This is a genomic window from Nocardiopsis codii (genome assembly GCF_036327455.1).
GTDB classification, from domain to species: domain Bacteria; phylum Actinomycetota; class Actinomycetes; order Streptosporangiales; family Streptosporangiaceae; genus Nocardiopsis; species Nocardiopsis codii.
In genome coordinates, this window is record NZ_JAUZMY010000023.1 from 64,680 (window position 1) to 88,372 (window position 23,693).

The window sequence follows — 23,693 nt, forward strand, 5'->3', positions numbered from 1 at the left end:
GTTCGTCCACCGGCCGGATGAACGACTCCGCGCACCCGAGGGGGTCGCGCGCGTACGTGTGACGTGCGTCGCGCACACTCTACGGTCTGATCGATGATCGATCAATACGACTTTACGGCAGATAACCGTGGTTTGGTGCAACGGGGCAGGTCAAGGCCGGAAGGGAGTATCGGCAGACATCGGAGCGACGACGGACCGCAGCACCGCGGTCGCCCGTGAGGGCGGGATTCCGGCCGTCCTCCGCGCCTGCGGCGGCACGCACCGGAGCACGGTGCACCCGCCCGTCACCGCCGAAGGCGCGGTCGCGACGGTGACCGGCCGGGTGCGGGGGAGAGACCGTTCCCGCGTGGGCCCGCACCAGCGGAACGCCGGGCGCGCGGACCGGGAACCGGGGCCGGCGCCCGTGGCGGCACGCGACCCGAACCCGCCCGGATCCGACTCAGCGCACGCTCTCGTGGGACTTCAGCGCGGCCTCGACGTAGTTGAGCACGTGCTCGCTGACCATGTCCCCGACGGAGGGGTCGCCCGCCCGGAAGGCACGGGTGATCTGGTCGTGGTCGGCCGCCTTGGCGTGCAGCTCCATGTTCAGCCAGCGCACCGACAGCGCGGTCCACACCTCGACGCCCAGCGACTCCCAGGTGTGCATCAGCACGCTGTTGTCGGCGGCGCGCACGATCTCCCGGTGGAACTCCACACTGTGCTTGATCTGCTCGGACACGTCCCCCTCGGCGGTCGCCCGCTTGAGCGCCTCCACCTCGCGCTCCAGCGCGGAGGGGTCGGCGGCCAGCCGGGGCGCGGCCAACCGCGCGGCGACCAGCTCCAGGCCGGCGCGGACCGGGTAGATCTCGGCCATGTCCTGGACCCCGAAGTCCCGCACGCGGGCGCCCTTGTTGGGCACGGTCTCGATCAGGCGGAGGGTCTCCAGTTCGCGGAGGGCCTCGCGGACCGGCGCCTGGCTCACCTTCAGCTCGGTGGCGACGCGGCGCTCGACGATCCGCTCGCCGGGCTGCCAGCGTCCGGACAACAGGCCCTCGACCAGTACCTGCCGGATCTGCTCCCTCAGCGGCTCGCGGGCGAGCTTCGAGGGATCATCCGGCAACTGGGGCAGGTCGACCATCCAGGGCCCTTCCGTTCCACGGCCCGCGCACACCGTGTGCCCGGGCCGGTTCGCTCAGCTTCGTACAAGCTCTTTGAAGGGTGCCACACACTGGCGGGTCGGCCGGACAGCAGGCCTCGAAACGCTAACGGATCGCTCACGAACGGGTCGCGCCGCGGTGAACCGCCGGGGAGCGTTGCCGGGGGTCGCGGCAAAGCCCGAGGCAGCGGGGTCACGCTCGACCCGGCACGCCGCCGATCCGGCGGAGGGTCCGGGTAGGCTCATCTGTTGGCAACACTCACCCACTGCCGTACGTGGTGTAGGGCACGTCACGGCAACTACTTCGATACACGCGCCTCGACCTGCGCGGACAATGGCTGGGCAGTGCCCAGCGCAACACAGTCAGCACTGGTGAGCCCCGTGTGCCCCAGGCACCGGACCTGCTCGGCGGCGGTCACGAATCAGTGAACCAGTCCCGTGGTTCGGCCGTCGAACGGGGTGAGCGGGGTAGATCTACCCCGGCGCCTGTCCCAACCCCGAGTCGACCCTGAGGACGTCAGGATCAGTTTTAGCAACCACGGCTAGCCCGTCCCCCACGCTTCCCAGGTGCCACAGGCAAGCCCACGACGTGTGAGACAGCACTGAGCACATGACGCACTCTTCGAGGACCCGACATCCACGGTCCAGGCAGTTGAACCAACCACACGACAGGGAAGAGCGTACGACCCCGGAACCGGGGCCGTACAGCGGTCCCATCCCCGTGGTGCGTACCACCGAGTACGCCCCCGGTCCCCCGGTCGTGCGCGCGGTCCGGTGGCCGAGCGTGAGCGAGATCGCATGGGGAGTGGCCTCCGACCGTGTGGCCATCATGCTCGCCGTGGGCCTGATCACCATGACGATGCTCGCGGCGGGGCCCCTGCATCCGGTGGACAACTTCCTGAACGAGCTGCCCAGGCCCTTCTGGGACGTGCTCCGCGAACCGATGATCCTCTGGCCTGACACGGTCGCCTCCCGTGCGGTGGCGCTGCCCGTCCTGGGCGTCACGGTGTTGCAGCTCGCCTACTGGCACCGGAGCTGGCGCCCGATCGTGCTGGGCGCGGTCGGGGTCGTGGGGATGATGTCGCTGGTGTCGGTGATGAAGCTGGGCACCAACCGGGGCCACGCCAAGCACTTCGACCCGGACTTCTTCATGGGGCCCGGCAACGTGGCCTTCCCGTCGGGTCACGGGGCGAACGCGATCCTGATCTACGGGCTGGTGCTGTTCCTGATCATCAGGTTCGGCGCGGCGCGGCCGCACATCATCCGGCGCCTGGCGTACTGCATCGTGGGCATCGCCCTGTTGCAGTCGACCGTCTCCATCTACCTGCACTTCCACTGGTTCACGGACCTGGTGGCGGGGATGTTCGCCGGGGGCTTCGCGCTGAGGGTGACGATCCGGCTGGACCGGATGATCCCGCACGGCCGCACGGTCGAGTGGTGGCCCTGGTACGGCCGCAAGGAGGGCCCGCTCGCGGCGAAGGAGTGAGTGCCCCGGTGGGCGGTGCGGACACGGAGCCGCGTCGCCACCGGGCTGCCGATCCACGGGGACGGCGCCCGCCGGACACGGGTCCGGCGGGCGCCGTCCGCCGTTTCCCGCCACGGACGGCCCCTCGCGGCGGGCCCTCGACGCATCGGCCGGTCAGGGGCGTTCGGCTTCCTCCACCAGGTCCCTCATCAGGGCCAGGCGCCGCAGGAACATCCGGTTCATCACGAACCTCAGGACGGTCCGGTCGAGGAGGACGCCGAACCGGCTCGCGAACTCCACCCGGTCGGTGTAGGCGGTTCCGGCCCCGTCCGGAGCGACGGTATGGGTGTGCCGGAAGTACCGGAAGAGCCCGCGCAATTGCAGGTCGGTGAAGTGCTCCCCGTCCTCGAAGGAGTCGATGACACCGACCCAGCGCACCGGTACCACCCCGGCGATCCGCCAGCGCAGCACCATCGTCTCGCCCTCGGCGAACCCGTCCGCGGGCCAGTGCAGGACCCTCACCCCGCCGGGCATCGACCGCTCCAGCCCCGACCTGGTCGTGCAGAAGGCGAAGACCCGGTCGGGCGGGGCGTCGAAGTGCGCGCCGTACACGGCGGTGCTCGTGGCCCGGGGGCGCTCCGCAGTGTGCGGTCCGCTCAGGAACCCGCGTTCGTCGGTCCTTCGGTCGGTCATGGCTCTCCCGTGTCGGTTCCGCCCTGGCCCTACCCCGAAAAGGGGGGCCCGAAGAAGGGGGGCGGGCGCGTCCGCGCGGGACGGTCCCGCTGCGGGTCGGCGGGCTCACGGGGGCGACCGGAGGGGAGGGCGGGCGCGAGGGCACGCGCCCACCGGTCGGAGGACGGGGCCACGCCGGGAGGGCGTTTCCGGGGCGGTCGCCGACCGGGGCCCGGCCCGTGTCGGCGAAGGGCGAAGCGACTCCCCGGGCGATGCCGATCCCGCTCTCCCGGGGGAACGGCGGGGATTCCCGTCGGCGCTCCGCGGTCACGCGATTCCGTGCGCCTGCGGCCTCGACCCGGCCGAAGACGTCCCCGCGATCGTGAGTGGCGGCGCCGGACCCGGGAACATCTAGAAGGTCGTGGAGTCCTTCCGGTAGCGGGAGGGACACCGCGCGAGGCCACCGTCCCGATCGGATACGGGACGGTGGCCGCCCTGTGCGCGGCAGCCCCTCCCGGGAGGGCGGAGGCCCGTGGGTCCCCGGAGAGGAGGAGGCCCCGGTCCAGGGGAGCGCCTCGTGGTGTCGTCGCTGTTCGGAGGCTGTGCGGCTCCGGTCCCGCGGGGGTTTCACGTGAAACATCGCGGGAGTCCCGCAGGCCTCCGGGGGCGACCGTCACATGGACTGCCGGGCGTACTCGTGCAGCGAGTCGCGGACGAACGCGGCGCCCTCCGGGCTCCCGTAGGTGGTGGAGAAGGCCGGGTCCTCGACGTACATGGTGCCGAGGCAGCGCACGAGTTCGACGGAACGGTCGCGGTCGCCCTCGGCCACCGGGGTCCCGGGGATCGCCCGGAGCCACTCCACGTGGCGGGCGGCCAGCGCCTGCGCGCGGTCCGAGGTGGTCGAGGCGCCGTCCTTCCAGGCCTCGGCCCACGCACCGACGAGGTCGTCGGTGTCCCGCTTCCACGCGATCTGCTGCCGTACCGTCTTCCCGTGCCACCAGTCGTTGCTCTCCTGGAAGACGCGCTCCCCCCAGCGTTCGACGACCTCGTCCCGATAGGGGTCGTTGAAGCCGTCCAACATCATCCCCATGGTGGGGTCGGAACCCGAGCGCCGGGCGTCCAGGGTGTGCTGGACGGCCTTGATCCGCTGGTCGAGGCGGCTGCGTTCGGCTTCGAGGAGGCCGATGTGGTCGCCGAGGGCCCTCACCTCCTCTTCCCCCTGCCGGTCCAGGACGTCCGCGATCACGGGCAGGCCCAGACCGAGGTCCCGCAGCAGGAGGATGCGCTGGAGACGGGCCACCGCGTCCATGTCGTAGTAGCGGTAGCCGTTGTCACCGACCCGGGAGGGGTGCAGGAGGCCGATGTCGTCGTAGTGGCGCAGGGTCCGGCTCGTCACGCCGGCGCGGGCCGCGACCTGCTGGATGGTCCACTCCACGCGTCCCCCTCCCCGGGCGTCGTGACGCCCTACCCCTCGGCGATGAAGTCGCCTCTCGTGACAGTGTCCCTGATCCACTGCTTGGCGTCGTCCGCCTCCTCCTCGCGGTAGGCCGTGAGGATCACCCGGTTGCCGTCCGGGTCGTCGACGGTCAGGTCGGAGGTGAACCAGGGGGTGTCCGAGGGGCCGTCGACGGCGGCGCCCCGGGGCAGGTCGGCCCGGAGGGCCTCCGCCAGTGCGGTGAGGTCCTGCCCGCCCGCGGAGAAGCTGGCGGTGGCGCTGCCGCGCTCCGGCTTGCCGGGGGTGAGCAGGATGTCCTGGTACTTCATCCTCCGCAGGTGGATCACGGAGGGGGGCCTGTCCGGGGCCCCGAGGACGGCCAGGGAGATGAAGCCGACGGAGTTGTAGAACGCCTCGGCGGCGGCGATGTCGGAGACCTGGAAGGTCACGAACATGGGCATGGGGTAGATGGTCCGGTCGATGACGGACGCGGTGTTCTCGCTCATGACGCCGACCCTAGAAGTTGACGTAGCGAGAAGGTCAAGCCCGCCGCAGGTCCTCGCGGGCCGCCCCGGCCCGGCGCCCGCGGCCTCCGCCCCGAACGGGTGCGGGGCCCGCCCCGGAGGGGTCGGGCCCGCGCGGTGTTCAGGTGTGGAGGGCCGCTCCGACCTGCTCCTGGGGCGCCGGCGCCGACACCGGAACCGGCACCTGGTGGTCCAGGCAGGCGGTCATCGCCCGGTGCCAGCGGTTACCCCTCAACCGCGGTTCCAGTACGGTCACCGTCGCCCCGTACTTGCTGAAACCGACCTCCCGGAAACCGTGCTGGTGCAGGCGGCGCTCGGTGGAGGTGAGCCCGCCGCGCGTCTTGACCTCCAGCAGCACCGTGTCCGGGCGCATTCCGACGGACCAGCCGTTCCGGTACCCGACCAGGTCCGTGTCCACGGTCACCCGCTCCTCGCCGGAGAACGACACGACGGTGGTGCGCCGGTAGTCGGTCACCGCGCTCGCCGTGAGCACGTCCGGAGGGTCCATCCCGTACCCGCGCAGGGTGTCGTCCAGGAATCTGCGGGTGACGGGGGTGAGCCGGTCGGGCGGGCCCTCGTACTCGATCCGCGTCTTGTCGGTGATGCCCCGGGCGCCCTTCAGCTTCACCTCGAACATGCGCGTCCCGGTGTCCACGTAGGTGCGTACGCGGGCCTTGAACCGCACCCGGCGCCCTCCCCGGTGGGCGTGGAAGGTCCGCAGGTCGGGGGTGTCCAGGTAGGTGGACGAGTACTGGAACACCTGGCGCCCGCCGATCGTCAGCACCCCGAACCGCTCCTCCGCCCCGGCGAACAGCGAGTCCACGAAGGTGACGGGCACCAGGTACTTGCGGCAGGTGCGGGTGACCAGGGCGGCGCGCGCGTTGATCTCGTCCAGCGTCATCGGGCGCAGCGAGGCAAGCCCCTCCGAGAGTGCCGGGGCGGAGGCGTCGGTGGTCATCGGCCACCGAGCCAGGCCGGGAGGGGGACGGTGGTCCGCTCGGGAGCGGAGGGGGCCGCGGCGGTCTTCGGCGCGAGGTAGCGGACGTCCACGATCATCATGTCCCGCACGTAGTCGACCTCGGTCACGTCCACCCGCTTCACGCGGCCCCGCAGTCGCGCCTCCAGGTCCTGCCGCAGCGCCACGGGGTCCTCGTGCACCACGTCCAGGGTCATCACCCGGCGCAGGTGCCGGGCGAGCAGACGCGGGTGGTCCGCCGCCCACAGCCCGGTGAGCAGGAGCACGTTGAGGCCCAGGAGCATCCAGGGCGTCTGGACCGCGACCGCGTTCACCAGGCCGAGGGTGATCGCCGTGAAGTAGTAGCCGATCTCCCCCTGGCTGATGAGGTCGGACCGCAGCCGCAGGATCGACAGCACGCCGAACAGCCCGAAGCCGACGGCGAGCCCCACCTCCTGGTTGGTCAGCATGGACACCACGGCGAAGATGCCCGTGTTGAGGGCCACGTAGGCCAACAGCAGGTCCCGCCGCCCGTGCCGGCGGAAGTAGAGGGCGTACGACAGGACGGTGATCGCGGTCAGGTCGACCGCCAGTGCGAACCAGAACATGGTGATCATCCTCTGGACGGGGGGTGAGGTGTCCATGAGGGACACATGAGGGAATCCTCATCCGGTCACCCGCAGGACACGGGTTCGGGGTCGTTCCGCACGAAAAGGGGGCGGAGGCGTCATCGACGCCCCCGCCCCGCACGCTCCCGGTGTCACCGGTCCGTCCCTGCCGCCCGTCCGCCCGGTCCGGGCGGCGCGGTTCGGCCGGGCGCCGCACCGCTCACCCGGTCAACCGGTAGCCCATGCCGCGCACGGTGATGATCCGCTCCGCTCCGACCTTCCGTCGCAGGGCCCGCACGAAGACGTCCACCACGTTCGACCCCGGGTCGTAGTCGTAGCCCCACACGTGCGACAGCATCTGCTGCCGGGTCAGCACCTGCCCCGGGTGCCGCATCAGCAGTTCCATCAGCCCGAACTCCCGGGCGGTGAGGTCCACCGCGTCGCCGTCCACCGCCACCCGGCGGGTGCGCAGGTCCAGGGCCAGCCCGCCCGCCCGCAGCACCGTCAGGTCGGCGGGGCGTTCGTTGCGCATCCGCAGCCGCACCCGGGCCAGCAGCTCCTCGAACCGGAAGGGCTTGGTGACGTAGTCGTCCGCCCCGATCTCCAGACCGGTCACCGTGTCACGCACGCCGTCGCGCGCGGTCAGGATCACCACGGGGATGTCCACGCCCAGCGACCGCACGCGTCTCAGCACGTCGAACCCGTCGGTGTCCGGAAGCCCCAGGTCCAGCAGCATCAGGTCGAAACCGCCGGTCACCGCGTAGTCCACGGCCTCCGCCCCGGTGCCGACCACGGTGGTGGTGAACCCGCTGGCGTCCAGGCCCTTGCGGACGAACGAGGCGATGCGCTCCTCGTCCTCGACGATGAGGATGCGGCTCACACGTGCTCCTTACCTGCGGTGGTGGGGATGACCAGGGTGAAAGTGGACCCGGCGCCCGGCGCGGATCTCAGGTCCACGCGGCCGTGGTGGGTTTCTGCGATGGCTCTGACGATGGCCAGGCCCAGCCCCGCGCCCCGGTCGCCCCGGGCGGCGCCGCCGCCGCGGGAGAAGCGCTCGAAGATGCGGCCGTGCTCCTCGGCCGGGATGCCGGGCCCCTCGTCGGTGACCCAGAACAGCACGTCGGAGCCGCTGAGTGTGGAGCCGACCCGCAGGGTGGAGCCGGGGGCGGTGTGGCGGACGGCGTTGGCGGCCAGCTGCACCACGGCCTGGGTGACACGCTGCGGGTCGAGTCGGGAGACCCCCTCGGCCACGGACTCCAGCCGCCAGTCCCGGTCGCCGAGCCTGCGCACCTTGGCATCGATGTCGCTGGTCAGCTCGGCCAGGGACACCTCCTCGGGGCGCAGGAAGTCGGGCTGCTGGGACTTGGCGAGCAGCAGCAGGTCCTCGACGATCCGGGCCATGCGGTCGAGTTCGTCGGTGACCAGGCGCACGACCTCGCGCCGCTCCTCGGGGTCGTCCCCCATCAGCTCCAGGTGGCCGCGCACGATGGTGATGGGGGTGCGCAGTTCGTGCCCGGCGTCGTCGACGAACCGCCGCTGCGAGGTGAAGGCGCCCTCCAGGCGGTCCAGCATGCTGTTGAACTGCTCGGCGAGGGCGGCGATGTCGTCCCGCCCGGACACGTCGATGCGCCGGGTGAGGTCCTCCTCGGTGATGTACGCGGCGGTCTGCCGGATCAGCCGCACGGGTGCGAGGATGCGGCCCGCCACCCACCAGGCCGCGGTGCTCGCGACGAGCAGGCCGATCAGGCTGACCAGGGCGATCGTCTGCATGGTGGAGGTGACGGTGTCCTCGTCCGCCTCGGTGAAGTAGCCGATGACGAACCACCCGGAGGCGCCCTCCCCGCCGGGGGCCAGGACGCGGATCTTCTCCCACTGGACGGGGCCGGCGGGTGTGTCCGCGGTGCCCCGGGCGTTGGGGTCCTCCAGGATCGCGGTGACCGCCTCGGGGTCGGCGGACAGGTCGAACGGGGGCTCCTGGCCCTGGCGGATGCGTCCGGCCGGGGTCTCGGCGCCGCCGGGCGCGCCGCCCGCGCCCCCGCCCGCGGTCGTGGTCCCCTCCACCCAGCCGAACAGGATCTCGGCCTCGTCGGGGTACTGGCGTTCCAGGTGGACCCGGACGAGGGTGGACACGTCCGTGAACGGCTCCCCGGTGCCGGGGTCCACACCGATCGCCGCGAACTCCTGGAACTCGCCGATCTCCTGGGTGAGGGCGCCGTCGACGCGTTCGGCGTTCCTGGTGGTGAGCGCGCTCCAGGTGACCACGTTGACCAGGATCAGGACGGCCGCCATGAGCAGCGCGACCCAGGCCATGATGAGCAGCCGTGCGGGAATCCTCCGCCGCTGCCGGACCTCGGGCTGCGGGCCCTCGAAGACCATGGTCGGGTACACGGAGGTGTCCTCGGACCCGTTCCAGGCGCCCCTGCCCGGCACGCCGGTCAGGTCCTCCGTCGGTGAGTCGGCGCCGAAGTGACCCTCAGTCGTCATCGTCGTCGCCCCAGTCGTCGTCGTCACAGTCGTCGTCATCATCATCCCCGCAGACGGCGGAGGGTGTCGGGTCCGGTTCACCGCTCGGCGTCGCGGAGGGCGACTCACGGGGCGGCTCCGTCCCGGGGTGGTCGGGGTCCTCCGCGTCGGGGGTCCCGTCGCCGTCGTGGTCGGTGACCGGAGGCGGAGGGGCGACGATGCCCTCGTCCCCCTGTTCCACGGGTTCGGCGCCGGGGGACTCCCCGACGACCACCTCGTGCGGGGGGCCGGCGTCCGACCCGCCGCCGGGTAGGGCCCACACCAGGACAGCGCTCGCGACCAGGACGGCCGCGACGGCTGCGACCAGTAGTGGCACCAACGGTGATCTCATAGTCCGAGAGCATCCCTGGCTTGGGCGAATTCGAGATGAAACGGACATGAGGATCCCTTCATCCTGGCAGGTGGCGCGAGGGGGTTCCGCCTGTCCGGCCGAGGTCGCGGCCGTCCCGCGACGGGCCCGACCGCCCCATTGACCTCAACTTGAGTTGAGGTCCTAGGGTTTCCCCGTTCGGATGGAGACCGCCGCGACGGGGACACGGAGCGCGGCGGTCCGGAGAGAGGACGACATCCATGGGCTCCACGACCGGGGACACGGGAACCCGCACAGCGGTCACCGTGATCGGACTGGGGGAGATGGGTACCGCGCTCGCGGGCGCGTTCGTGGAGGCGGGGCATCCCACCACCGTGTGGAACCGCAGCAGGGAGAAGGCCGCGCCACTGGTGGAGAAGGGGGCGAGACCCGCGGCCGACGTCCGCGAGGCGGTCGCCGCCGGCCCGCTCGTGGTCGTCAGCGTGAAGGGCAACCACACGGCGCGGGAGGTACTGGGAGCGGCCGGTGACGCCCTCGCCGGGCGTTCGGTGGTCAACCTGACGGACGGGACGTCGGCCGAGGCCAGGGAGACGGCGGCCTGGGTGCGCGAGCGGGGCGCCGGCTACCTCCACGGGCAGATCATGACGATCGCCCCGGCCGTGGGGTCCCCGGACGCCGTCGTCTTCTACGGAGGGGACGAGGCCGTGTACGACCGCCACCGGGAGGAACTCCGGCTGGTCGGCGGGCGGGGGAGCCGCATCGCGGACGACGCCGGACTGCCGACCCTGTACGGGATGGCGGTCCACGGCACCATGTGGGGTGTGCTCAACGGGTTCCTGCACGCGGCCGCGCTGCTCACGGACGCGGGCGTCGACGTGACGCGCTTCCTGGAGCAGGCCGGGCCGTCCGTCTCCGCTGTGACGTCGATCCTGCCGTCGATCGCCGACGAGGTCGACCGGGGTGCGTACGCGCTGGAGTTCGGTGCGCTCCAGCACCACCTGCCGTCGGTCGAGGACCTCGTCCGGGAGAGCCGGGACCGGGGCATCGACGCCTCGTTCCCCGGCTACACCCTGGACCTCGTGGCCAGGGCGGTCGCCGACGGTCACGCGGACGACAGCTACTCGCGCCTGGTGGAGCACTTCCGGGGCCGCTGAGAACCGTGGCCGGGACGCGCCGCACGCGTCCCGGCGCGTCCCGGTGCTCCCCGCCCATGCCGACCAGGGGTGCGGCGGCATGCCCCGCCCGGTTCCCCGGGCGGGGCCCGCGTGTTCCCGGGGGGCGGTCCGTCGGCCCCCGCCGGGACCGCCCGGTCAGCCCGCGCCGAGGGACTCGGTCGGGTGCTGGGCCGCGGCGCGCAGCGCGGGCACCAGCCCCGCGACGGCGCCGATGACCACCGTCGCCGCCATCGCGCCGGCCCCGGCCCACCAGGGCACCACGACCGGCCACCCCCGCAGCAGCGCGTAGGCCAGGGTCGCCAGCGATCCCAGGCCCGCCCCGGCCACGCCGCCGAGCGCGGACAGCACCATCGCCTCCACCAGGAACTGCGACCGGATCGCGCCCCTGGTCGCGCCGAGGGCCCTGCGCAGGCCGATCTCCCCGCGGCGCTCCAGGACCGAGATGACCATGGTGTTGGCCACCCCCACGCCGCCGACCAGCAACGCGACCCCGCCCAGTCCCAGCAGCAGGCCGTTGAAGGTCTGGTCGGCGGCCTGCCCCGCCTCCAGGGCGTCCGAGGGGCGCGACACCTCCACCTCGTTCGGGCGCTCCGGGTTGGCGTTGCGGCCGATGAGCTCCCGCGCCTGCGCCACCCGGTCCGGGGCCACCCGCACGTAGACGGTGGACGGGTCCCCCTCGGCGCCCAGCAGGTCCGCCGCCACCCCGTGGCCGACCAGTGCCGAGTTGTCGAGCTCGGGGGCCAGTTCCGCCGGCTCCAGCACCCCGACCACGGAGAAGTACGTGCCGCCGATGAGCACCAGCGTGTCCGGGGTGATCCGGGTGACGCCGAGCCGTGCGGCCGCGGAGCTGCCCAGCACGACGACCGGATGGTCCGAAGTGGCGGGGTTCAGCCACGTGCCCTGCGCCACGTCGACCCGGATGGTCTCCAGCAGCCCCAGGTCGGCGCCGTACACGCCGATCCCGCCCGACTCGCCTTCGGGGACGAGGTCGCTGCGGTACACGTTGACCCCGTCCACGAACTCCACCTGCGACGTGTGCTCCACCTCGGGCATGCGGCCGATCCGGCCGGGCGCCTCCTCCGGGAGGGTCGCGTCCCCGCCGAACAGGGTGCTGCCCGGCGAGACCGTCACCAGGTTGGTGCCCAGGCGGGTGAGCCGGGCCTCCAACTCGGCCTGGCCGGAGACGGAGATCCCCACCACCGCGACCATCGCGGCGATCCCGATCGCGATGCCCAGCGCGGACAGCACCACGCGGGTCGGACGGGCGCGCAGCCCGCTGCCCCCGGTGCGCAGGCGGTCCGCCGGCGACAGCCTCGCGGGTCGGGGCAGCGCACGCCGTCGCCGCCACCGTGCGGCCAGGCGGTTCACCGCGCCACCTCCCTTCCGGCGGTCGCTCCCGTGGCGGGATCCGCGCCCGGACCCGTACGGGCAGGGGTGTGCGGACCCGGGCCCGTCGGCGCGCCGGAATCGGCGACGACGCGACCGTCCCGCACCTCCACCCGCCGGGGCAGCCCCTCGGCCAGCTCACGGTCGTGGGTGATCACGATGACCGTCACACCTTCCCGGTGCAGTTCCCTGAGCACCTCCAGCACCGCGACCCCCGACGCCGTGTCCAGGGCCCCGGTCGGCTCGTCGGCCAGGAGGAGCGCCGGGGCGCCGACGACGGCGCGGGCGATCGCGACCCGCTGCTTCTGCCCGCCGGACAGCTCGTGCGGGCGGTGACCGGCCCGGTCGGCCAGGCCGACCCGCTCCAGCGCCTCGGCCGCCCGTGCTCTGCGCACCCGCAGCGGGACCCCCGAGTAGAGGAGCCCCTCCGCCACGTTGTCCACGGCCCTCACGTTGGGCGCCAGATGGAACTGCTGGAACACGAACCCGATGGAGCGTGCGCGCAGGGCGGACAGCTGGTCGTCCCCCAGCGCCCCGACGTCGTGCCCGAACACGCGGACCGCCCCCTCGGTGGGGGCGTCCAGGGTGCCGACCAGGTTGAGCATGGTCGACTTCCCGGACCCCGACGGCCCGACGATCGCCACCATCTCCCCGCGCTCCACGCGCAGGTCCACCCCGTCCAGGGCGCGGACGCCGCCCGGGTAGCGGCGGCCGACGCCGTCGAACTCGACCGCCGGGGCCTGGGCGTCCTCCCCCGTGCCCGCGGACTCGCCCACGCTCCCGTCCGGACCGCCCCTCCGGCGCGTGCGCTGCCGGGCATCGCCGCGCGCGGTCCCACGGCCGCTCATTCGGGCACCACGACCTCGGTGCCCTCGTCGATCCCGTCCCCGGAGACCTCCACCAGCCCGTCCGTGAACCACCCCGTCTCCACCGGCACCTCGCGCACGGTGCCGTCGCCGTCCACCACGGACAGCCCGTACCCTCCGCCGGAGAGCGCGAGGAGCGCGCCCACGGGGGCGGTGAGGACGTCCTCGCGGGACTCGCCGCGCACCTCCACGGTGACCGGGGCCCGGTCCAGGAAGTCCACGTTGTCCCCGGTCAGCTCCACCACCACCTCCACCGTGGGGTCGGACTCCGTGCCCGTGCCCCCGTCGTCCTCGCCGGCCTCCGCGACGGTTCCCACCGAGACGACCTCGCCCGTGGACGACTCCCCGCCGGGGAACCGCACGGTCACCTCGTCCTCCTCGGTCACCAGGCCGCGGTCACCGACCTCCAGGTCGATCCGGACGACCTGGCGTGTGGAACTCGTGCCGAGCAGCACCGTCCCGGGCGCTGCGCTTCCTCCGACCGCCGCCTCGTGGCCGGTCACGCGCACGGGCCCGGACACGTACCAGATCCTGGCCGGGTCCACCGTCCCGGTGACCTCCATTCCCGCGGTGTCCCTCTGCCAGCGCCTGACCGCCTCGGCCGTGAGCAGCGTGTACTCGCCGTCCACGGTGAAACCTCCGTACCCCAGCTCGGCGAGGGCCTGCTCGAACCGGCGCACGTCCTCCCCCCGGCTCCCGGGTTCCAGGAGACGGTACGCGGGCTTGTCACCGCGCAGCAGCACGGTCGGCACCCCGTCGATCTCCCAGGCCCTGTCACCGGCGGAGAGTTCGGCGCCCACCTCGGGCAGCCAGGTGACCACGCCCTCGGACCGGGCGAAGAACGAGCCGCTTCCCGCGTAGCCGAGGGTGCCGTCCAGCTCCTCCTCGCGTTCGAGCGTCGTGCGCTCGACAGGGGCCGTGGCCTCCGGCCGCGGTTCCTCCCCGCCCGCGGGCGGCGACGGCTCACCCCAGACGACCACCGCCGCCGCCACGCACAGGGACAGGAAGGAGACCAGGGCGGGGACCAGCCATCCGAGCCGCCGCCACCAGCGGCGACGCGTCGGAGCCTCCACGAGTTCGTCCCCGGGGGCGAGCGCCGTGTCCGCGCTCACGAACCGTCCCCGTCCCGGGCCGTCTCCTCCGCGTCGAGCGCACCGGTCTCGGCCGCGCAGCGCGTCATGACCTCCATGTCCTCGTCCTCGTGTTCGGTCGTGATGGCGAGCCCCTGACCGGGCTCGGGGTCGGGGACGTCGAGCCCGTTCTCCCGCATGCACTCGGTCATCCTCAGGGCGTACTCGAAGGCCTCCTCCTCGGACGGGGCGTTCTCGTCGACGGGCAGGAGGCCCTCGCACTCCTCCAGCGCGGCCGCCATCTCCTCGTCCTCGGGATCAACGGCGGGCAGCGCGGTCATGCCGCCGCCCTCCGGGTCGGGCATGTCCACACCGTTGTCGCGCATGCAGGCGGCGTAGTCGAGCATCGCCTCCTCCATGCTCGGCTCACCGGACGCCCCGGCGCCGGCTCCGCCGCCCTCGTCCCCGCCTCCTCCGAGGACTCCGCAGCCGGTCACCAGCAGGCCGGTCAGTACCGCTCCCAGGGCGGGAAGGGTCAGTGCGCGCATGTCGTCCACTCCTCGTCGGGGGCGCCGGGCTCATCCGGCGCCGCACTTCGTGTGTTGCGGACACATGCCACAGGGTTCGCGGTTAGTCGCCGGTTAGGCCGGAAACGCGTGCCTCTGCGTACGTCCGGGGGGTAACCCCGCCTTAACCGTCCGGGTGATACTGCTGTTCATCGCTGTGCCTGCCGGTCGACCGAGGAGGGAGGGACCCATGCGGGTCCTGGTGGTGGAGGACGAACCGTCGTTGGCGGAGACCGTGGCGGAGGGGCTGCGCGGTGAGGGCATGGCCGTCGACGTCTGCCATGACGGGGACACGGGGCTGGAGATGGCGACCGTGCACGACTACGACGTGATCGTGCTCGACCGCGACCTCCCCGTGCTGCACGGCGACCAGGTGTGCCGGAGGTTGGCCGAGGACGCGGACGTCGAGGCGCGTGTGCTCATGCTCACGGCCGCCGCCGGGCTGGACGACCGCGTCGAGGGGCTCGAACTCGGCGCCGACGACTACCTCGCCAAGCCTTTCGCGTACGTGGAACTGCGGGCCCGTGTCCGTGCGCTGGGGCGCCGGTCCAGGCCGGCGGCGCGTCCCCGGCTGAGCCGGGCCGGGCTCGTGGTGGACACCAACCGGCGGACCGCGTTCCGGGACGGCCGGGAGCTGGCGCTCTCGCCCAAGGAGCTGGGCGTGCTGGAGGAACTGCTGCGCGCCGACGGGGCGCCGGTCACCGCCACCCACCTCATCGAGAAGGTGTGGGACGCGCACCTCGACCCCTTCAGCGGGGTGCTGAAGGTGGTGGTGCACGGGCTGCGCCGCAAGCTCGGCGCACCACCGGTCATCGAGACCGTTCCCGGCCACGGCTACCGGGTCTGACGTGGCGACCGGGAAGGGGCGCCGACGGAACGCGCTGCCCCGCCTCCCCCTGCCCACGGGTCTCACGCTGCGCACCAGGCTCACCCTCGTCTACACGGGGGTCTTCCTCCTCGGCGGCGCGGCGCTGCTGGTGGTCAACTACGGCCTCGTCGGTGCCAGCCTCGAACAACGGAGCGCGGACTTCGCGACGACGGTGGGGGGTGTCGTGTCCCTCAGAGTCGACGAATCCTCCCCGGTGGACATGCAGCCGGCGCAGCCGACGGTGCCGTCGCAGGGCGGTCCGGCGATGCCCGCGTCCGGGACGGCGCTCCTGGACGTGGTGGACGACTACCGGGACGCCGTGCTCTCGGACATGCTGCTGAACTCCGTGCTCGTCCTGGCGGGCATCACCGCGCTCGCCGCCCTGGCCGGGTGGCTGATCGCGGGACGGCCGATGCGGCGCCTGCACCGGGTCACCGAGACCGCGCGGACCCTCTCCGAACGCGACCTGCACAGCAGGCTGGCGCTGACCGGGCCCGACGACGAGTTCCGCGAGCTCGGCGACACCTTCGACGGCATGCTCGCCCGCCTGGAGGGGGCGTTCGAGAGCCAGCGGAGGTTCGTCGCCAACGCGTCGCACGAGCTGCGCACACCGCTGGCCGTCCAGCGTGCCGCGCTGGAGGTCCCCCTGGCCCAGGACCGGGTGCCCGAGGACCTGCGTCCCGCGTTCACCCGCGTCCTCGACTCGGTCGGCCGCAGCGAGGAGCTGATCACCGGCCTGCTCCTGCTGGCCCGTTCGGACCGGGGCCTGACCCGCACCGAGCCGGTGGACCTGGCGGAGGCGGCCCGCGACGCCGTCGGCCTCCTGGGGGAGGCGGCTGACACGGAGGGGGTCGAACTGCATGTGGACGCCGAGCCCGCCGAGGTCGCGGGCGACCCGGTCCTCCTGGCGCACCTGGCCCGCAACCTGGTGGACAACGCCGTCCGGTACAACGCCCCCGGCGGGTGGGTGCGGGTGCGGGTGCGCACGGCGGCCGGCCGCACGGTGCTGCGGGTGACGAACACCGGACCGGAGGTGGGTGACGCGGACGTGCTGTTCGAGCCGTTCCACCGGGGGGACTCGGCGAGGCTGCACAGGGAGCGCTCCGGCAGCGGACTGGGGCTGTCCATCGTCCGGTCGATCGCCTCGGCGCACGGGGCGACGGCGACGGCGCTGCCGCGCCCCGGCGGCGGCCTCGTGGTCACGGTCGGCTTCTCGCCGGGGTAGACGGGGCCGGGGCCGCCCGGCCGGGCGGCGCGGCTCCGTGCGGCCCGCGTCGGGCGGCGCGTTCCCGTGTGACGAAATGACGCAACGAAATCGCGAGGCGCGACGGGAACCGTTTCGTCACCGGGGCGCCGTCGCGACACGCCGGAGAGCGGGACCAACGGAACTCCCCGCCGACCACGGCGGGCGGCCCGGGGGAGCGGACCGGCCGAGGAGCGCGGCGCCGGAGCGGGGCACGTGCCCGGACGCCCGCACGGGCCCCCGGCACGGCGGCCCCCTCCGGGGCGCACCGCGGGGAGGGGCGCCTCAGGACGCCGGTGCGGACTCCCGCTCGGGCGTCCCGTTCTGCGGGACGGTGAGCAGCCTGATCCCGTAGGCCGCGAGCACGGCGCCCACCACGGCCACCGCTCCCCCGATCCACCCTCCCGCGTACGTCTCGCCCATGAACGCCACTCCCACGACGGTCGCGGCGAGCGGGTTGGTGAAGGTGGTGATGCCCAGCGGGGCCCCCAGGTCCATGCCCTGGTAGGCGGCCTGCGCCAGGAACAGCCCCAGCACGGCGATCACCGGTGTGGCCAGGGAGGAGGAGTGCAGGAGACCGACGGCGCCGACCTCGCCGATGACGGCGACGGCGGTCTTGACCGTGGCGGAGGAGACCCCGAACGCCACCCCGGCGGCGCCCGCCAGGAGGTAGCTGCGCCACGCCCTGGACGGGACGCGTCCCGCCAGCCACGCGGTGGCCAGCAGCAGGGCCGTGGTGCCCAGGCCCACCACCGCGGAACCCGTGTCGTCCAGGACCCCGCCCTGCCCGCCGGTCACCGTCACCGAGAGCAGTGCGACCAGCGCGACCACGGTGAACGCCGCCCCGCGCCACTCCTCGCGGGTGACCCGCCGTCCGCCCAGCCGGGCCGACCACGGGATGCCGAAGACCAGGACCAGCACGCCGAGCGGCTGCACCACGCTCAGCGGCGCGTGGCTCACCGCCGCCACCTGGAAACCCGCGCGTCCCCCGTTGAACGCCAGCGACACCCACCACAGCGGGTGCCGCAGCAGCGCTGTCAGCTGCCGACCGCCGGTGAGCGGCTCCGACACCCGCACCGCGAGCCTTCGCTGGGCCACCGCGGCGGCCGTGTAGGCCGCGCACGAGAGCACCGCGAACATGATTCCCAAGCCCATCCCGAACACCATGACTGCCATGATCGCGCCCTCCGGGAACGGTCGCGCCACGGGGGAGCGGTCGGACGGCGGACACCGCTCCGCACGACCACCCCGGATCCGGGGAGCGGGCCCGGCGGTGGACGCCCTACCCGCCGGTGGCGACGGCTCCCCGGTACAGGGCCGAGACCACGCCCTCGATGTCCGGTTCGCGCAGCGTCAGGTCGACGACCTCGTGGTGCGCGGCGACCCGGGAGATCACCGCTGCCGGGTTGCCGGACAGCTCCAACCACTGCCGGGGGCCGTCCGCGCGCACGCACGTGCCCCCCTCCACCTCGATGGGCGGTGCGGGGGCGGCGAGGTCGACGACCAGGACGCGGGGCGTGGGCACGCTCGCGCGCAGCCCGTCCAGGCCCCCGTCGTACGCGAGCCGCCCCCTGTCGATGACGATGACCCGCTCGCACAGCCGCTCGACGTCGCCGAGGTCGTGGGTGGTCAACAGGATCGTCGTGCCCGCCTCGGCGTTCAACCGCAGCAGGAACTCGCGGATGGTCGACTTGCTGACCACGTCCAGCCCGATGGTCGGCTCGTCCAGGACCAGCAGGCTCGGTCCGTGCAGCAGCGCGGCGGTGAGGTCGCCGCGCATCCGCTGGCCCAGGCTGAGCTGGCGGACGGGAGTGGCCAGGAACGGGCCCAGCTCCAGCAGTTCGGTGAGCTCGGCCAGCCGGCGGGCGTGGTCGGCGGCCGGGACCCGGTACATGTGGCGGACCAGCTCCAGGCTGTCCTTCAGCGGCAGGTCCCACCACAGGGTGGTGCGCTGCCCGAACACCACGCCGATCCGCGAGGCCAGGCGGGTGCGTTCGCGGGACGGCTCCAGGCCGTTCACCCGCAGGTGTCCTGCGGTGGGGGTGAGGATGCCGGTCAGCATCTTCATGGTGCTGCTCTTCCCGGCGCCGTTGGGCCCCAGGTAGCCGACGATCTCGCCGGGCCGGACGGTGAAGGTCACGTCGCTGACGGCGCTGACGGTGCGGCGCCTCCGCCGCAGGAACCGGCCCTCGGAGAGGACGAAGTCGCGGCCCAGGCCGACGGCCTCGATGACGGGTTCGGCGGCGTGGCCGGGGTGCGGATCGGACGGTGTCATCTTCAGCTCCCGGTGGATCGGTAGCGGCGGAGGCCGAACCGCCAGAAGGCGGCGGCGACCGCGCACAGGGCGACGGCGACGAAGGGCGTGGCGAAGCGCAGGAACCCCGGCAGGCCGGTGGGGTCCGGCCGGTCGAGGAGGTACAGGGCGGGCTGCCAGGTGACGAAGGCGAGCGGCAGCACGAAGGTCGCGGCGCGCACGACGCCCGCGGAGTAGATGGCCATCGGGTACTCGGTCAGGGCCTGGCCGCCGTAGGTGATCGAGTTGGCGGCCTCGCGTGCGTCGGCCACGAAGAACTGGAGGCAGGCCCCGATGATCCAGATCGCGCAGCAGATCGCGGTCCCCGACACCAGCAGCACCGGCAGCATCAGCACCTTGCCGGCGGTCCAGTCGATGTCGCACACCACCAGCGCCATCACGGTCACCACCGACCCCGGAACGATCCGGCCCAGCCGGCGGGGGGCGAAGCGGTCCGTCGCGATCTGGACCAGCGGCGGGACAGGGCGCACCAGCATGACGTCGAGAGAACCCGTCCGGATGTGCCGTCCCAGGCTCTCCACCATGCCCATCACCATGTCGGCGCAGGCGAAGGCGGTCGTGGCCATCCCGGCTATGAGCAGCCCCTCGGCCATGCCGAACCCGGAGATCTCCCCGGCATGGCCGAACACGACGAAGACGGCGCCCATCTCGGCGAACGCGCCCAGGGCGGTCGAGAGGGTCATCAGGGCCAGCGACGCCGGGTACTGCGCGAGGGCGCGGCACCAGGTCCACGCGAGCAGCACGTAGGTCCGGACCGGCCAGACCACGGACTCGCGGGTGCGGGAGAGGAGGTCAGCCACCCTGGACCACCACCCTCCGCGTGGCGAGGGACGTGAGCCGGGCGCCGAGGGCGAGGAGGGCGACCGCCCACGCCGCCTGGAGCGCCAGGCCTCCGAGGGGCGTGCCCCCGGGCAGGGAGTCCTTGCCCAGGAAGACCTCGGCCGGGATCTGGGCGATGGACGCCCAGGGCAGCACGCGCAGTACGTCGGCGACCGCCGGGGGGAACAGGGGGAGCGGGATCAGCATCCCGGCGGCCACGGGGCCGAGCAGTCCCGCCACCGCCCAGATCCCGGTGGAGTCCATGAGCCAGAACCCGGCCAGCTCGTACAGGTAGCGCAGCGCGAACGACACGAGCGCGGCCAGGACGAAGGAGAGCAGGGCGACGGCCCAGCGGGTCAGGTCGGCGGGGACGACCAGGTCGAAAAGGACCAGGCCGACGGCGAAGGTGGGCACCCCCCGGAAGACCAGGTTGAACGTGGCCCGCCCCATGTCGTCGGCCATCCACCAGCCCATCAACGAGACGGGGCGGAGCATGTCGGTCGCGACCGCCCCGCTGCGCACGCGCTCGCCGAGCTCCAGCGGCGGCCCCATGATGGCGACCATGCCGATGAGGGCCTGGCCGACGAACACCTGGGTGACGGCGTCCCCCGCGTCGTAGCCGTTGATCTCGGGCCGGACCGAGAAGAGGGCGAGCATGACGGTCGCGCTGATCGCGCCGAAGACGGAGTTGGTGAGGATCCCGGCGACCGTGGCCGCGCGGTAGGTGGAGTAGCGGTGCAGGCCGAGGGCGTACACCGCGAAGTAGACACGCAAGGGCGCGGACTCCCGGTGGGTCGAGACGTGCAGGTGGTAACCGGTCTCGACACCGGGGCGGAACCGCCGGGGAGACGCGGGGTCCGGCACGTCCCTGACACCTCTGGGGCTCAGGTCCGGGTCGCCGCGAGGGACCGACGCTAGCACAGCCCCCGGCGGCGCACAGTCGGGTCCGGTCGGGAGGCCGGTCCCGCGGCCGACGACGTTGCGACCGCCGCCGTAACGTCGCGCGCCTAGATTCGCTGGTCGTGAGCACCGAACAGCAGACGGGCCCGTCGCGGACCACCGCGGCGACGCCCCTCGAACACCGAACCATCCGGCCGCGCATCCTCTACTTCGGCACGCCCGTGGCGCTGGTCTCCACGACCAACGACGACGGCACCCCCAACCTCGCACCGATCTCCTCGGTCTGGGCCCTGGGCCACCTGCTGGTGCTGGGGCTGGGGGCCACCGGGCAGACCGCGCGCAACCTGGCGGCGCGCCCGGAGTTCACGGTCTGCTTCCCCGCGGCCGGGGACTGGGAGCACGTCGAACGGCTCGCCCCGCTGACCGGCCGCGACCCGGTGCCCCCGGGCAAACCGCCGGGCTGCCGTTTCGAGGCCGACAAGTTCGGTGCCGCCGGCCTGACCCCGCAGGAGTCACAGGTGGTCGCCCCGCCCCGCGTGGCCGAGTGCCCGCTCCAGCTGGAGGCCCGCGTGGCGCGGGCGGACGCCGACGCCTCCGGCGACCTCACCGTGGTCCAGGCCGACGTGCTGCGGGTGCACGCGGACACCCGCATGGTGGTCCCGGGTACCGAGCACGTCGACCCGTCGCTCTGGAACCCGCTGATCTACAACTTCCGCCACTACTTCGGGCTCGGCCGTCGGCACGGGCACTCCTACCGCGCCGAGACGCCGGGCTCCTGACCGGGGGTGTTCCGGACGGGGGCGGGGCGCCGGCGCCTCCCCGGTCACCGGCCGCCGCGCCGCCCCCGCCGCCCAGCCCGGCCGGCCCCTCTCCCCTGAAGGGGGCCGGTCAGGCGAGTTCGCGCCCCCCGGGGCGGCCCGACACGGACATGCGGACCACGGTCGGGAGGCGTTCGAGTTCGAGGGAGTCCCGCAGGGAGGTGACGGCCCCGTCCCGGCAGCCGCGCCACGCGTCCACGGGGTCCGCGCCCTCGGTCAGCTCCAGGTCCAGCCACAGGCGGGGCTCCCGTGAGGACTCGGTGAACCGCGCCCGTGCGCTCCGCACGCGTGGGTCCCCGCAGACCTGGGCGACCACGGCGTCCGCGGCGGCGGAGGCCGGGACCCCGGTCCGTCCCGCCACCGTGCCCTCCCCCAACCTCAGGTGCCGGGTGCGGTTCGAGCGCCCCTGCACGAGCAGCCAGCGCACCGCCAGCACCGTCACGGCGAGGGCGACGGCGGCGGCGACGTGCGGAGTCCACGGCCAGGACAGGGCCGGGTCGAGGGGACCGGCCCCGGAGCCCCCGATCGGCGCGGCGGCGACGCCGTCGCCGAGCAGGCCCGTTCCGGCGGCGAGGCCCGCGGCACCGCACAGCAGCAGCGGAAGCCCGGTGAGGGCCAGCCCGACCCTGTTTCCGCGCGCGGTCCTCCGTGCCCTCCTGTGCGGGAAACCGCGGATCGTGGACCCGGTCGGCTTCGGCGGGGCCGTGTCCGGACCCGCGGGTGCGATCGCGGCGAACCCCCGGCGGGGGGCGTTCTCCTCCGTGCTCATGCCTCCTCCTCCCTCACCCGGGTGACGACCCGCGGGAAACGGAGCGGCAGGAGGGCCTCCAACCTCTGGCGCACCACCGCGTCCACCCTCTCGCCGAGCCAGCCAGCGCCGCGTATGTGCGTCCGGACCTCGATGCGGACACCGCGGCGCCCGCCCCGGACCCGGACCGAGCCGACGCCGTCGACCCCGCGGGCCTCGACGGCGAGGACCTCGCGCAGGCCCTTCCGGGACAGGCCCACCACCGTGTCCCGGTCGTCGGTCCGCAGGGCCAGGTGACCTCCGGCGCCCGGCAGGAGCGCGGTCAGCACGAGGGTCAGGCCGAGGGCGGCCACGACGGCCGAGGCGACCATGGTCTCGGGCGCCTCCCACGGTGTGGCGGACACGCGTGAGAGGTTTCCGTCGATGCCGGGGAGCGGTGAGGGGAGCCCGCCCAGGTCCGCGGTGATCACCACGACGGCCAGGCCGCCGACGACGGCCACCGCGACCGCCGCGACGACGGCGGGCAGGGACCGCTGCGGCCGGAAGACCCGCACCGCGGTGCGGCGCGCGGAGCGGGCCCCGGCCGGTGGGACGACAGGGAGCGTCCCCCGCGACTGAGACGCCTCCTGGAGCGAAGTCATGTCAGCGTCCTCCGTGTGAGTGGTCGTGAGTGGTCAGCGCACCCGCGGAGCGGGCACGAGTGCGACGATCTCGATGTCGGCGCTGTGGACGGTGAGGCCCGTGAGCGCTTCCACCGTCGCGGTGACGTGCGCGCGGACCTCCTCCGCCGTCCTGGCGAGGGCCGCCGGGTAGGCGACGGCGATCTCCAGCCGGAGCGCGACCCGGGAGCCTCCGCGCCGCACCTCGGCACGCGCCGCTCCGCGTCCCACCAGCCCTCCGAACCGGTCCGCGACGGGGCGGGTGGAGGGGTGTTCCGCCGCGGCCGCGCACGCCACGCGCTCCACCACCCGGTCGGCGACGGACGTGGAACCCCGCTTCTCCGGTGGGGCCGGGGACGGCGCCGAGTGCGGGCCGGCGGCCGGGGGCGCACCCCGGGCCGGTGTGTGGGACGGAGTCATCGGCGGTCACTGCGCTCGCGCCGTGTGAACAGTGCGGAGAGGTCGACCTCTCCTTCGTAGGCCCGTCCGGCCAGGAACCCGGCCGGCCCGAGGACGAGGACGAGGAGGAAGGCCCCGAAGCCGCCGAAGGCGGCGGCGAGTCCGAGGACCGTCCCGAAGGCGAGTCCGACGATCGACCACATCTGTCACGCTCCTCGGCTCGTGCGCGCCGGTC

At 73.4% G+C, this 23,693-nt stretch carries 26 protein-coding genes; 5 read left to right on the top strand and 21 right to left on the bottom strand.

Annotated elements, in window-relative coordinates; translation table 11 throughout:
* Positions 1–439 precede the first annotated feature (439 nt).
* Entirely contained in the window at positions 440–1,117 is a 678-nt protein-coding gene (locus Q8791_RS21715) for a GntR family transcriptional regulator (RefSeq protein ID WP_330093601.1), read from the bottom strand.
* Positions 1,118–1,856: 739 nt separating this feature from the next.
* Between Q8791_RS21715 and Q8791_RS21720 the strand changes: the two genes are divergently transcribed.
* Positions 1,857–2,621, top strand: a complete 765-nt coding sequence (locus tag Q8791_RS21720) for a phosphatase PAP2 family protein (protein ID WP_330093602.1) — start codon at positions 1,857–1,859, stop codon at positions 2,619–2,621.
* A 153-nt stretch (positions 2,622–2,774) separates the two neighbouring features.
* Here the strand turns inward: Q8791_RS21720 and Q8791_RS21725 are convergent, their stop codons facing one another.
* From Q8791_RS21725 to Q8791_RS21760, 8 genes are all read right to left on the bottom strand, one after another.
* Positions 2,775–3,293: an SRPBCC family protein gene (locus Q8791_RS21725; RefSeq protein WP_330093603.1), complete on the bottom strand. Its 519-nt coding sequence runs from the start codon at positions 3,291–3,293 to the stop codon at positions 2,775–2,777.
* A 652-nt stretch (positions 3,294–3,945) separates the two neighbouring features.
* The gene (locus tag Q8791_RS21730; RefSeq protein WP_330093604.1) at positions 3,946–4,707 is read right to left on the bottom strand and encodes a MerR family transcriptional regulator; all 762 of its coding nucleotides are present in this window, start codon (positions 4,705–4,707) and stop codon (positions 3,946–3,948) included.
* Positions 4,708–4,736: 29 nt separating this feature from the next.
* Complete coding sequence (locus Q8791_RS21735) at positions 4,737–5,213, bottom strand: VOC family protein (protein ID WP_330093605.1); 477 nt, start codon at positions 5,211–5,213, stop codon at positions 4,737–4,739.
* Positions 5,214–5,352: 139 nt separating this feature from the next.
* Positions 5,353–6,189 carry a polyphosphate polymerase domain-containing protein gene (locus Q8791_RS21740; protein ID WP_330093606.1) on the bottom strand — a complete coding sequence of 279 codons (837 nt, stop codon included), beginning with the start codon at positions 6,187–6,189 and terminating at the stop codon, positions 5,353–5,355.
* Positions 6,186–6,794, bottom strand: coding sequence for a DUF4956 domain-containing protein (locus tag Q8791_RS21745; protein ID WP_330093653.1), 609 nt, complete (start codon positions 6,792–6,794; stop codon positions 6,186–6,188). Before Q8791_RS21745 ends, Q8791_RS21740 begins: the two co-directional genes overlap by 4 nt.
* A gap of 220 nt (positions 6,795–7,014) precedes the next feature.
* The gene (locus Q8791_RS21750) at positions 7,015–7,674 is read right to left on the bottom strand and encodes a response regulator transcription factor (protein WP_330093607.1); all 660 of its coding nucleotides are present in this window, start codon (positions 7,672–7,674) and stop codon (positions 7,015–7,017) included.
* Positions 7,671–9,278 (bottom strand): sensor histidine kinase, encoded by a 1,608-nt coding sequence (locus tag Q8791_RS21755; RefSeq protein WP_330093608.1) that lies wholly within the window; start codon positions 9,276–9,278, stop codon positions 7,671–7,673. The genes Q8791_RS21750 and Q8791_RS21755 overlap by 4 nt, the downstream gene beginning before the upstream one ends.
* Positions 9,268–9,648, bottom strand: a complete 381-nt coding sequence (locus Q8791_RS21760; protein WP_330093609.1) for a hypothetical protein — start codon at positions 9,646–9,648, stop codon at positions 9,268–9,270. The genes Q8791_RS21755 and Q8791_RS21760 overlap by 11 nt, the downstream gene beginning before the upstream one ends.
* Positions 9,649–9,887: 239 nt before the next feature.
* Between Q8791_RS21760 and Q8791_RS21765 the strand changes: the two genes are divergently transcribed.
* On the top strand, positions 9,888–10,781 hold the full coding sequence (locus Q8791_RS21765) for an NAD(P)-dependent oxidoreductase (protein ID WP_330093610.1): 894 nt from the start codon (positions 9,888–9,890) through the stop codon (positions 10,779–10,781).
* 156 nt (positions 10,782–10,937) lie between these two features.
* Here the strand turns inward: Q8791_RS21765 and Q8791_RS21770 are convergent, their stop codons facing one another.
* From Q8791_RS21770 to Q8791_RS21785, 4 genes are read right to left on the bottom strand one after another with little or no spacing between them, the layout of a single operon-like run.
* Entirely contained in the window at positions 10,938–12,170 is a 1,233-nt protein-coding gene (locus tag Q8791_RS21770) for an ABC transporter permease (protein ID WP_330093611.1), read from the bottom strand.
* The gene (locus tag Q8791_RS21775) at positions 12,167–13,036 is read right to left on the bottom strand and encodes an ABC transporter ATP-binding protein (RefSeq protein ID WP_330093612.1); all 870 of its coding nucleotides are present in this window, start codon (positions 13,034–13,036) and stop codon (positions 12,167–12,169) included. Before Q8791_RS21775 ends, Q8791_RS21770 begins: the two co-directional genes overlap by 4 nt.
* On the bottom strand, positions 13,033–14,166 hold the full coding sequence (locus Q8791_RS21780; protein WP_330093613.1) for a peptidoglycan-binding protein: 1,134 nt from the start codon (positions 14,164–14,166) through the stop codon (positions 13,033–13,035). Before Q8791_RS21780 ends, Q8791_RS21775 begins: the two co-directional genes overlap by 4 nt.
* A complete protein-coding gene (locus Q8791_RS21785; RefSeq protein WP_330093614.1) occupies positions 14,163–14,672 on the bottom strand; it encodes a hypothetical protein in 510 nt (169 codons plus the stop codon). Before Q8791_RS21785 ends, Q8791_RS21780 begins: the two co-directional genes overlap by 4 nt.
* Positions 14,673–14,880: 208 nt before the next feature.
* Between Q8791_RS21785 and Q8791_RS21790 the strand changes: the two genes are divergently transcribed.
* Together Q8791_RS21790 and Q8791_RS21795 are read left to right on the top strand one after the other, a co-directional pair.
* Entirely contained in the window at positions 14,881–15,537 is a 657-nt protein-coding gene (locus tag Q8791_RS21790; RefSeq protein WP_330093615.1) for a response regulator transcription factor, read from the top strand.
* Position 15,538: 1 nt separating this feature from the next.
* Entirely contained in the window at positions 15,539–16,783 is a 1,245-nt protein-coding gene (locus Q8791_RS21795; RefSeq protein WP_330093616.1) for a sensor histidine kinase, read from the top strand.
* Between the two features lie 303 nt (positions 16,784–17,086).
* On the opposite strand, the gene Q8791_RS21800 is transcribed toward Q8791_RS21795, so the two are convergent.
* The 4 genes from Q8791_RS21800 to Q8791_RS21815 all read right to left on the bottom strand — a co-directional run bounded on the left by Q8791_RS21800 (position 17,087) and on the right by Q8791_RS21815 (position 20,708).
* Positions 17,087–17,956, bottom strand: coding sequence for a DMT family transporter (locus Q8791_RS21800; RefSeq protein WP_407942038.1), 870 nt, complete (start codon positions 17,954–17,956; stop codon positions 17,087–17,089).
* Positions 17,957–18,083: 127 nt separating this feature from the next.
* Positions 18,084–19,076: an ABC transporter ATP-binding protein gene (locus Q8791_RS21805; RefSeq protein ID WP_330093617.1), complete on the bottom strand. Its 993-nt coding sequence runs from the start codon at positions 19,074–19,076 to the stop codon at positions 18,084–18,086.
* 2 nt (positions 19,077–19,078) lie between these two features.
* Positions 19,079–19,915, bottom strand: a complete 837-nt coding sequence (locus Q8791_RS21810) for an ABC transporter permease (protein WP_330093618.1) — start codon at positions 19,913–19,915, stop codon at positions 19,079–19,081.
* The gene (locus tag Q8791_RS21815) at positions 19,908–20,708 is read right to left on the bottom strand and encodes an ABC transporter permease (protein WP_330093655.1); all 801 of its coding nucleotides are present in this window, start codon (positions 20,706–20,708) and stop codon (positions 19,908–19,910) included. The genes Q8791_RS21810 and Q8791_RS21815 overlap by 8 nt, the downstream gene beginning before the upstream one ends.
* A gap of 248 nt (positions 20,709–20,956) precedes the next feature.
* Here Q8791_RS21815 and Q8791_RS21820 point away from each other — a divergent pair, with 248 nt between their 5' ends.
* Entirely contained in the window at positions 20,957–21,613 is a 657-nt protein-coding gene (locus tag Q8791_RS21820) for a flavin reductase family protein (protein ID WP_407942037.1), read from the top strand.
* Between the two features lie 109 nt (positions 21,614–21,722).
* On the opposite strand, the gene Q8791_RS21825 is transcribed toward Q8791_RS21820, so the two are convergent.
* Genes Q8791_RS21825 through Q8791_RS21840 form a run of 4 tightly spaced genes read right to left on the bottom strand, consistent with a single transcriptional unit; the run spans position 21,723 to position 23,661 of the window.
* On the bottom strand, positions 21,723–22,421 hold the full coding sequence (locus Q8791_RS21825; protein WP_330093619.1) for a hypothetical protein: 699 nt from the start codon (positions 22,419–22,421) through the stop codon (positions 21,723–21,725).
* Complete coding sequence (locus tag Q8791_RS21830; RefSeq protein WP_330093620.1) at positions 22,418–23,041, bottom strand: DUF6286 domain-containing protein; 624 nt, start codon at positions 23,039–23,041, stop codon at positions 22,418–22,420. The genes Q8791_RS21825 and Q8791_RS21830 overlap by 4 nt, the downstream gene beginning before the upstream one ends.
* A 33-nt stretch (positions 23,042–23,074) precedes the next feature.
* Positions 23,075–23,479 (bottom strand): Asp23/Gls24 family envelope stress response protein, encoded by a 405-nt coding sequence (locus Q8791_RS21835; RefSeq protein WP_330093621.1) that lies wholly within the window; start codon positions 23,477–23,479, stop codon positions 23,075–23,077.
* Entirely contained in the window at positions 23,476–23,661 is a 186-nt protein-coding gene (locus tag Q8791_RS21840; RefSeq protein ID WP_330093622.1) for a hypothetical protein, read from the bottom strand. The genes Q8791_RS21835 and Q8791_RS21840 overlap by 4 nt, the downstream gene beginning before the upstream one ends.
* Positions 23,662–23,693 lie beyond the last annotated feature (32 nt).

What these genes read in the sequence shown, in the direction of transcription:
- Q8791_RS21715 (WP_330093601.1), bottom strand. Translation starts at nt 1,117, where the DNA reads ATGGTCGACCTGCCCCAGTTGCCGGATGATCCCTCGAAGCTCGCCCGC.
- Q8791_RS21725 (WP_330093603.1), bottom strand. Translation starts at nt 3,293, where the DNA reads ATGACCGACCGAAGGACCGACGAACGCGGGTTCCTGAGCGGACCGCAC.
- Q8791_RS21735 (WP_330093605.1), bottom strand. Translation starts at nt 5,213, where the DNA reads ATGAGCGAGAACACCGCGTCCGTCATCGACCGGACCATCTACCCCATG.
- Q8791_RS21740 (WP_330093606.1), bottom strand. Translation starts at nt 6,189, where the DNA reads ATGACCACCGACGCCTCCGCCCCGGCACTCTCGGAGGGGCTTGCCTCG.
- Q8791_RS21745 (WP_330093653.1), bottom strand. Translation starts at nt 6,794, where the DNA reads ATGTTCTGGTTCGCACTGGCGGTCGACCTGACCGCGATCACCGTCCTG.
- Q8791_RS21755 (WP_330093608.1), bottom strand. Translation starts at nt 9,278, where the DNA reads ATGACGACTGAGGGTCACTTCGGCGCCGACTCACCGACGGAGGACCTG.
- Q8791_RS21760 (WP_330093609.1), bottom strand. Translation starts at nt 9,648, where the DNA reads ATGAGATCACCGTTGGTGCCACTACTGGTCGCAGCCGTCGCGGCCGTC.
- Q8791_RS21765 (WP_330093610.1), top strand. Translation starts at nt 9,888, where the DNA reads ATGGGCTCCACGACCGGGGACACGGGAACCCGCACAGCGGTCACCGTG.
- Q8791_RS21775 (WP_330093612.1), bottom strand. Translation starts at nt 13,036, where the DNA reads ATGAGCGGCCGTGGGACCGCGCGCGGCGATGCCCGGCAGCGCACGCGC.
- Q8791_RS21785 (WP_330093614.1), bottom strand. Translation starts at nt 14,672, where the DNA reads ATGCGCGCACTGACCCTTCCCGCCCTGGGAGCGGTACTGACCGGCCTG.
- Q8791_RS21790 (WP_330093615.1), top strand. Translation starts at nt 14,881, where the DNA reads ATGCGGGTCCTGGTGGTGGAGGACGAACCGTCGTTGGCGGAGACCGTG.
- Q8791_RS21800 (WP_407942038.1), bottom strand. Translation starts at nt 17,956, where the DNA reads ATGGGCTTGGGAATCATGTTCGCGGTGCTCTCGTGCGCGGCCTACACG.
- Q8791_RS21805 (WP_330093617.1), bottom strand. Translation starts at nt 19,076, where the DNA reads ATGACACCGTCCGATCCGCACCCCGGCCACGCCGCCGAACCCGTCATC.
- Q8791_RS21825 (WP_330093619.1), bottom strand. Translation starts at nt 22,421, where the DNA reads ATGAGCACGGAGGAGAACGCCCCCCGCCGGGGGTTCGCCGCGATCGCA.
- Q8791_RS21830 (WP_330093620.1), bottom strand. Translation starts at nt 23,041, where the DNA reads ATGACTTCGCTCCAGGAGGCGTCTCAGTCGCGGGGGACGCTCCCTGTC.
- Q8791_RS21835 (WP_330093621.1), bottom strand. Translation starts at nt 23,479, where the DNA reads ATGACTCCGTCCCACACACCGGCCCGGGGTGCGCCCCCGGCCGCCGGC.
- Q8791_RS21840 (WP_330093622.1), bottom strand. Translation starts at nt 23,661, where the DNA reads ATGTGGTCGATCGTCGGACTCGCCTTCGGGACGGTCCTCGGACTCGCC.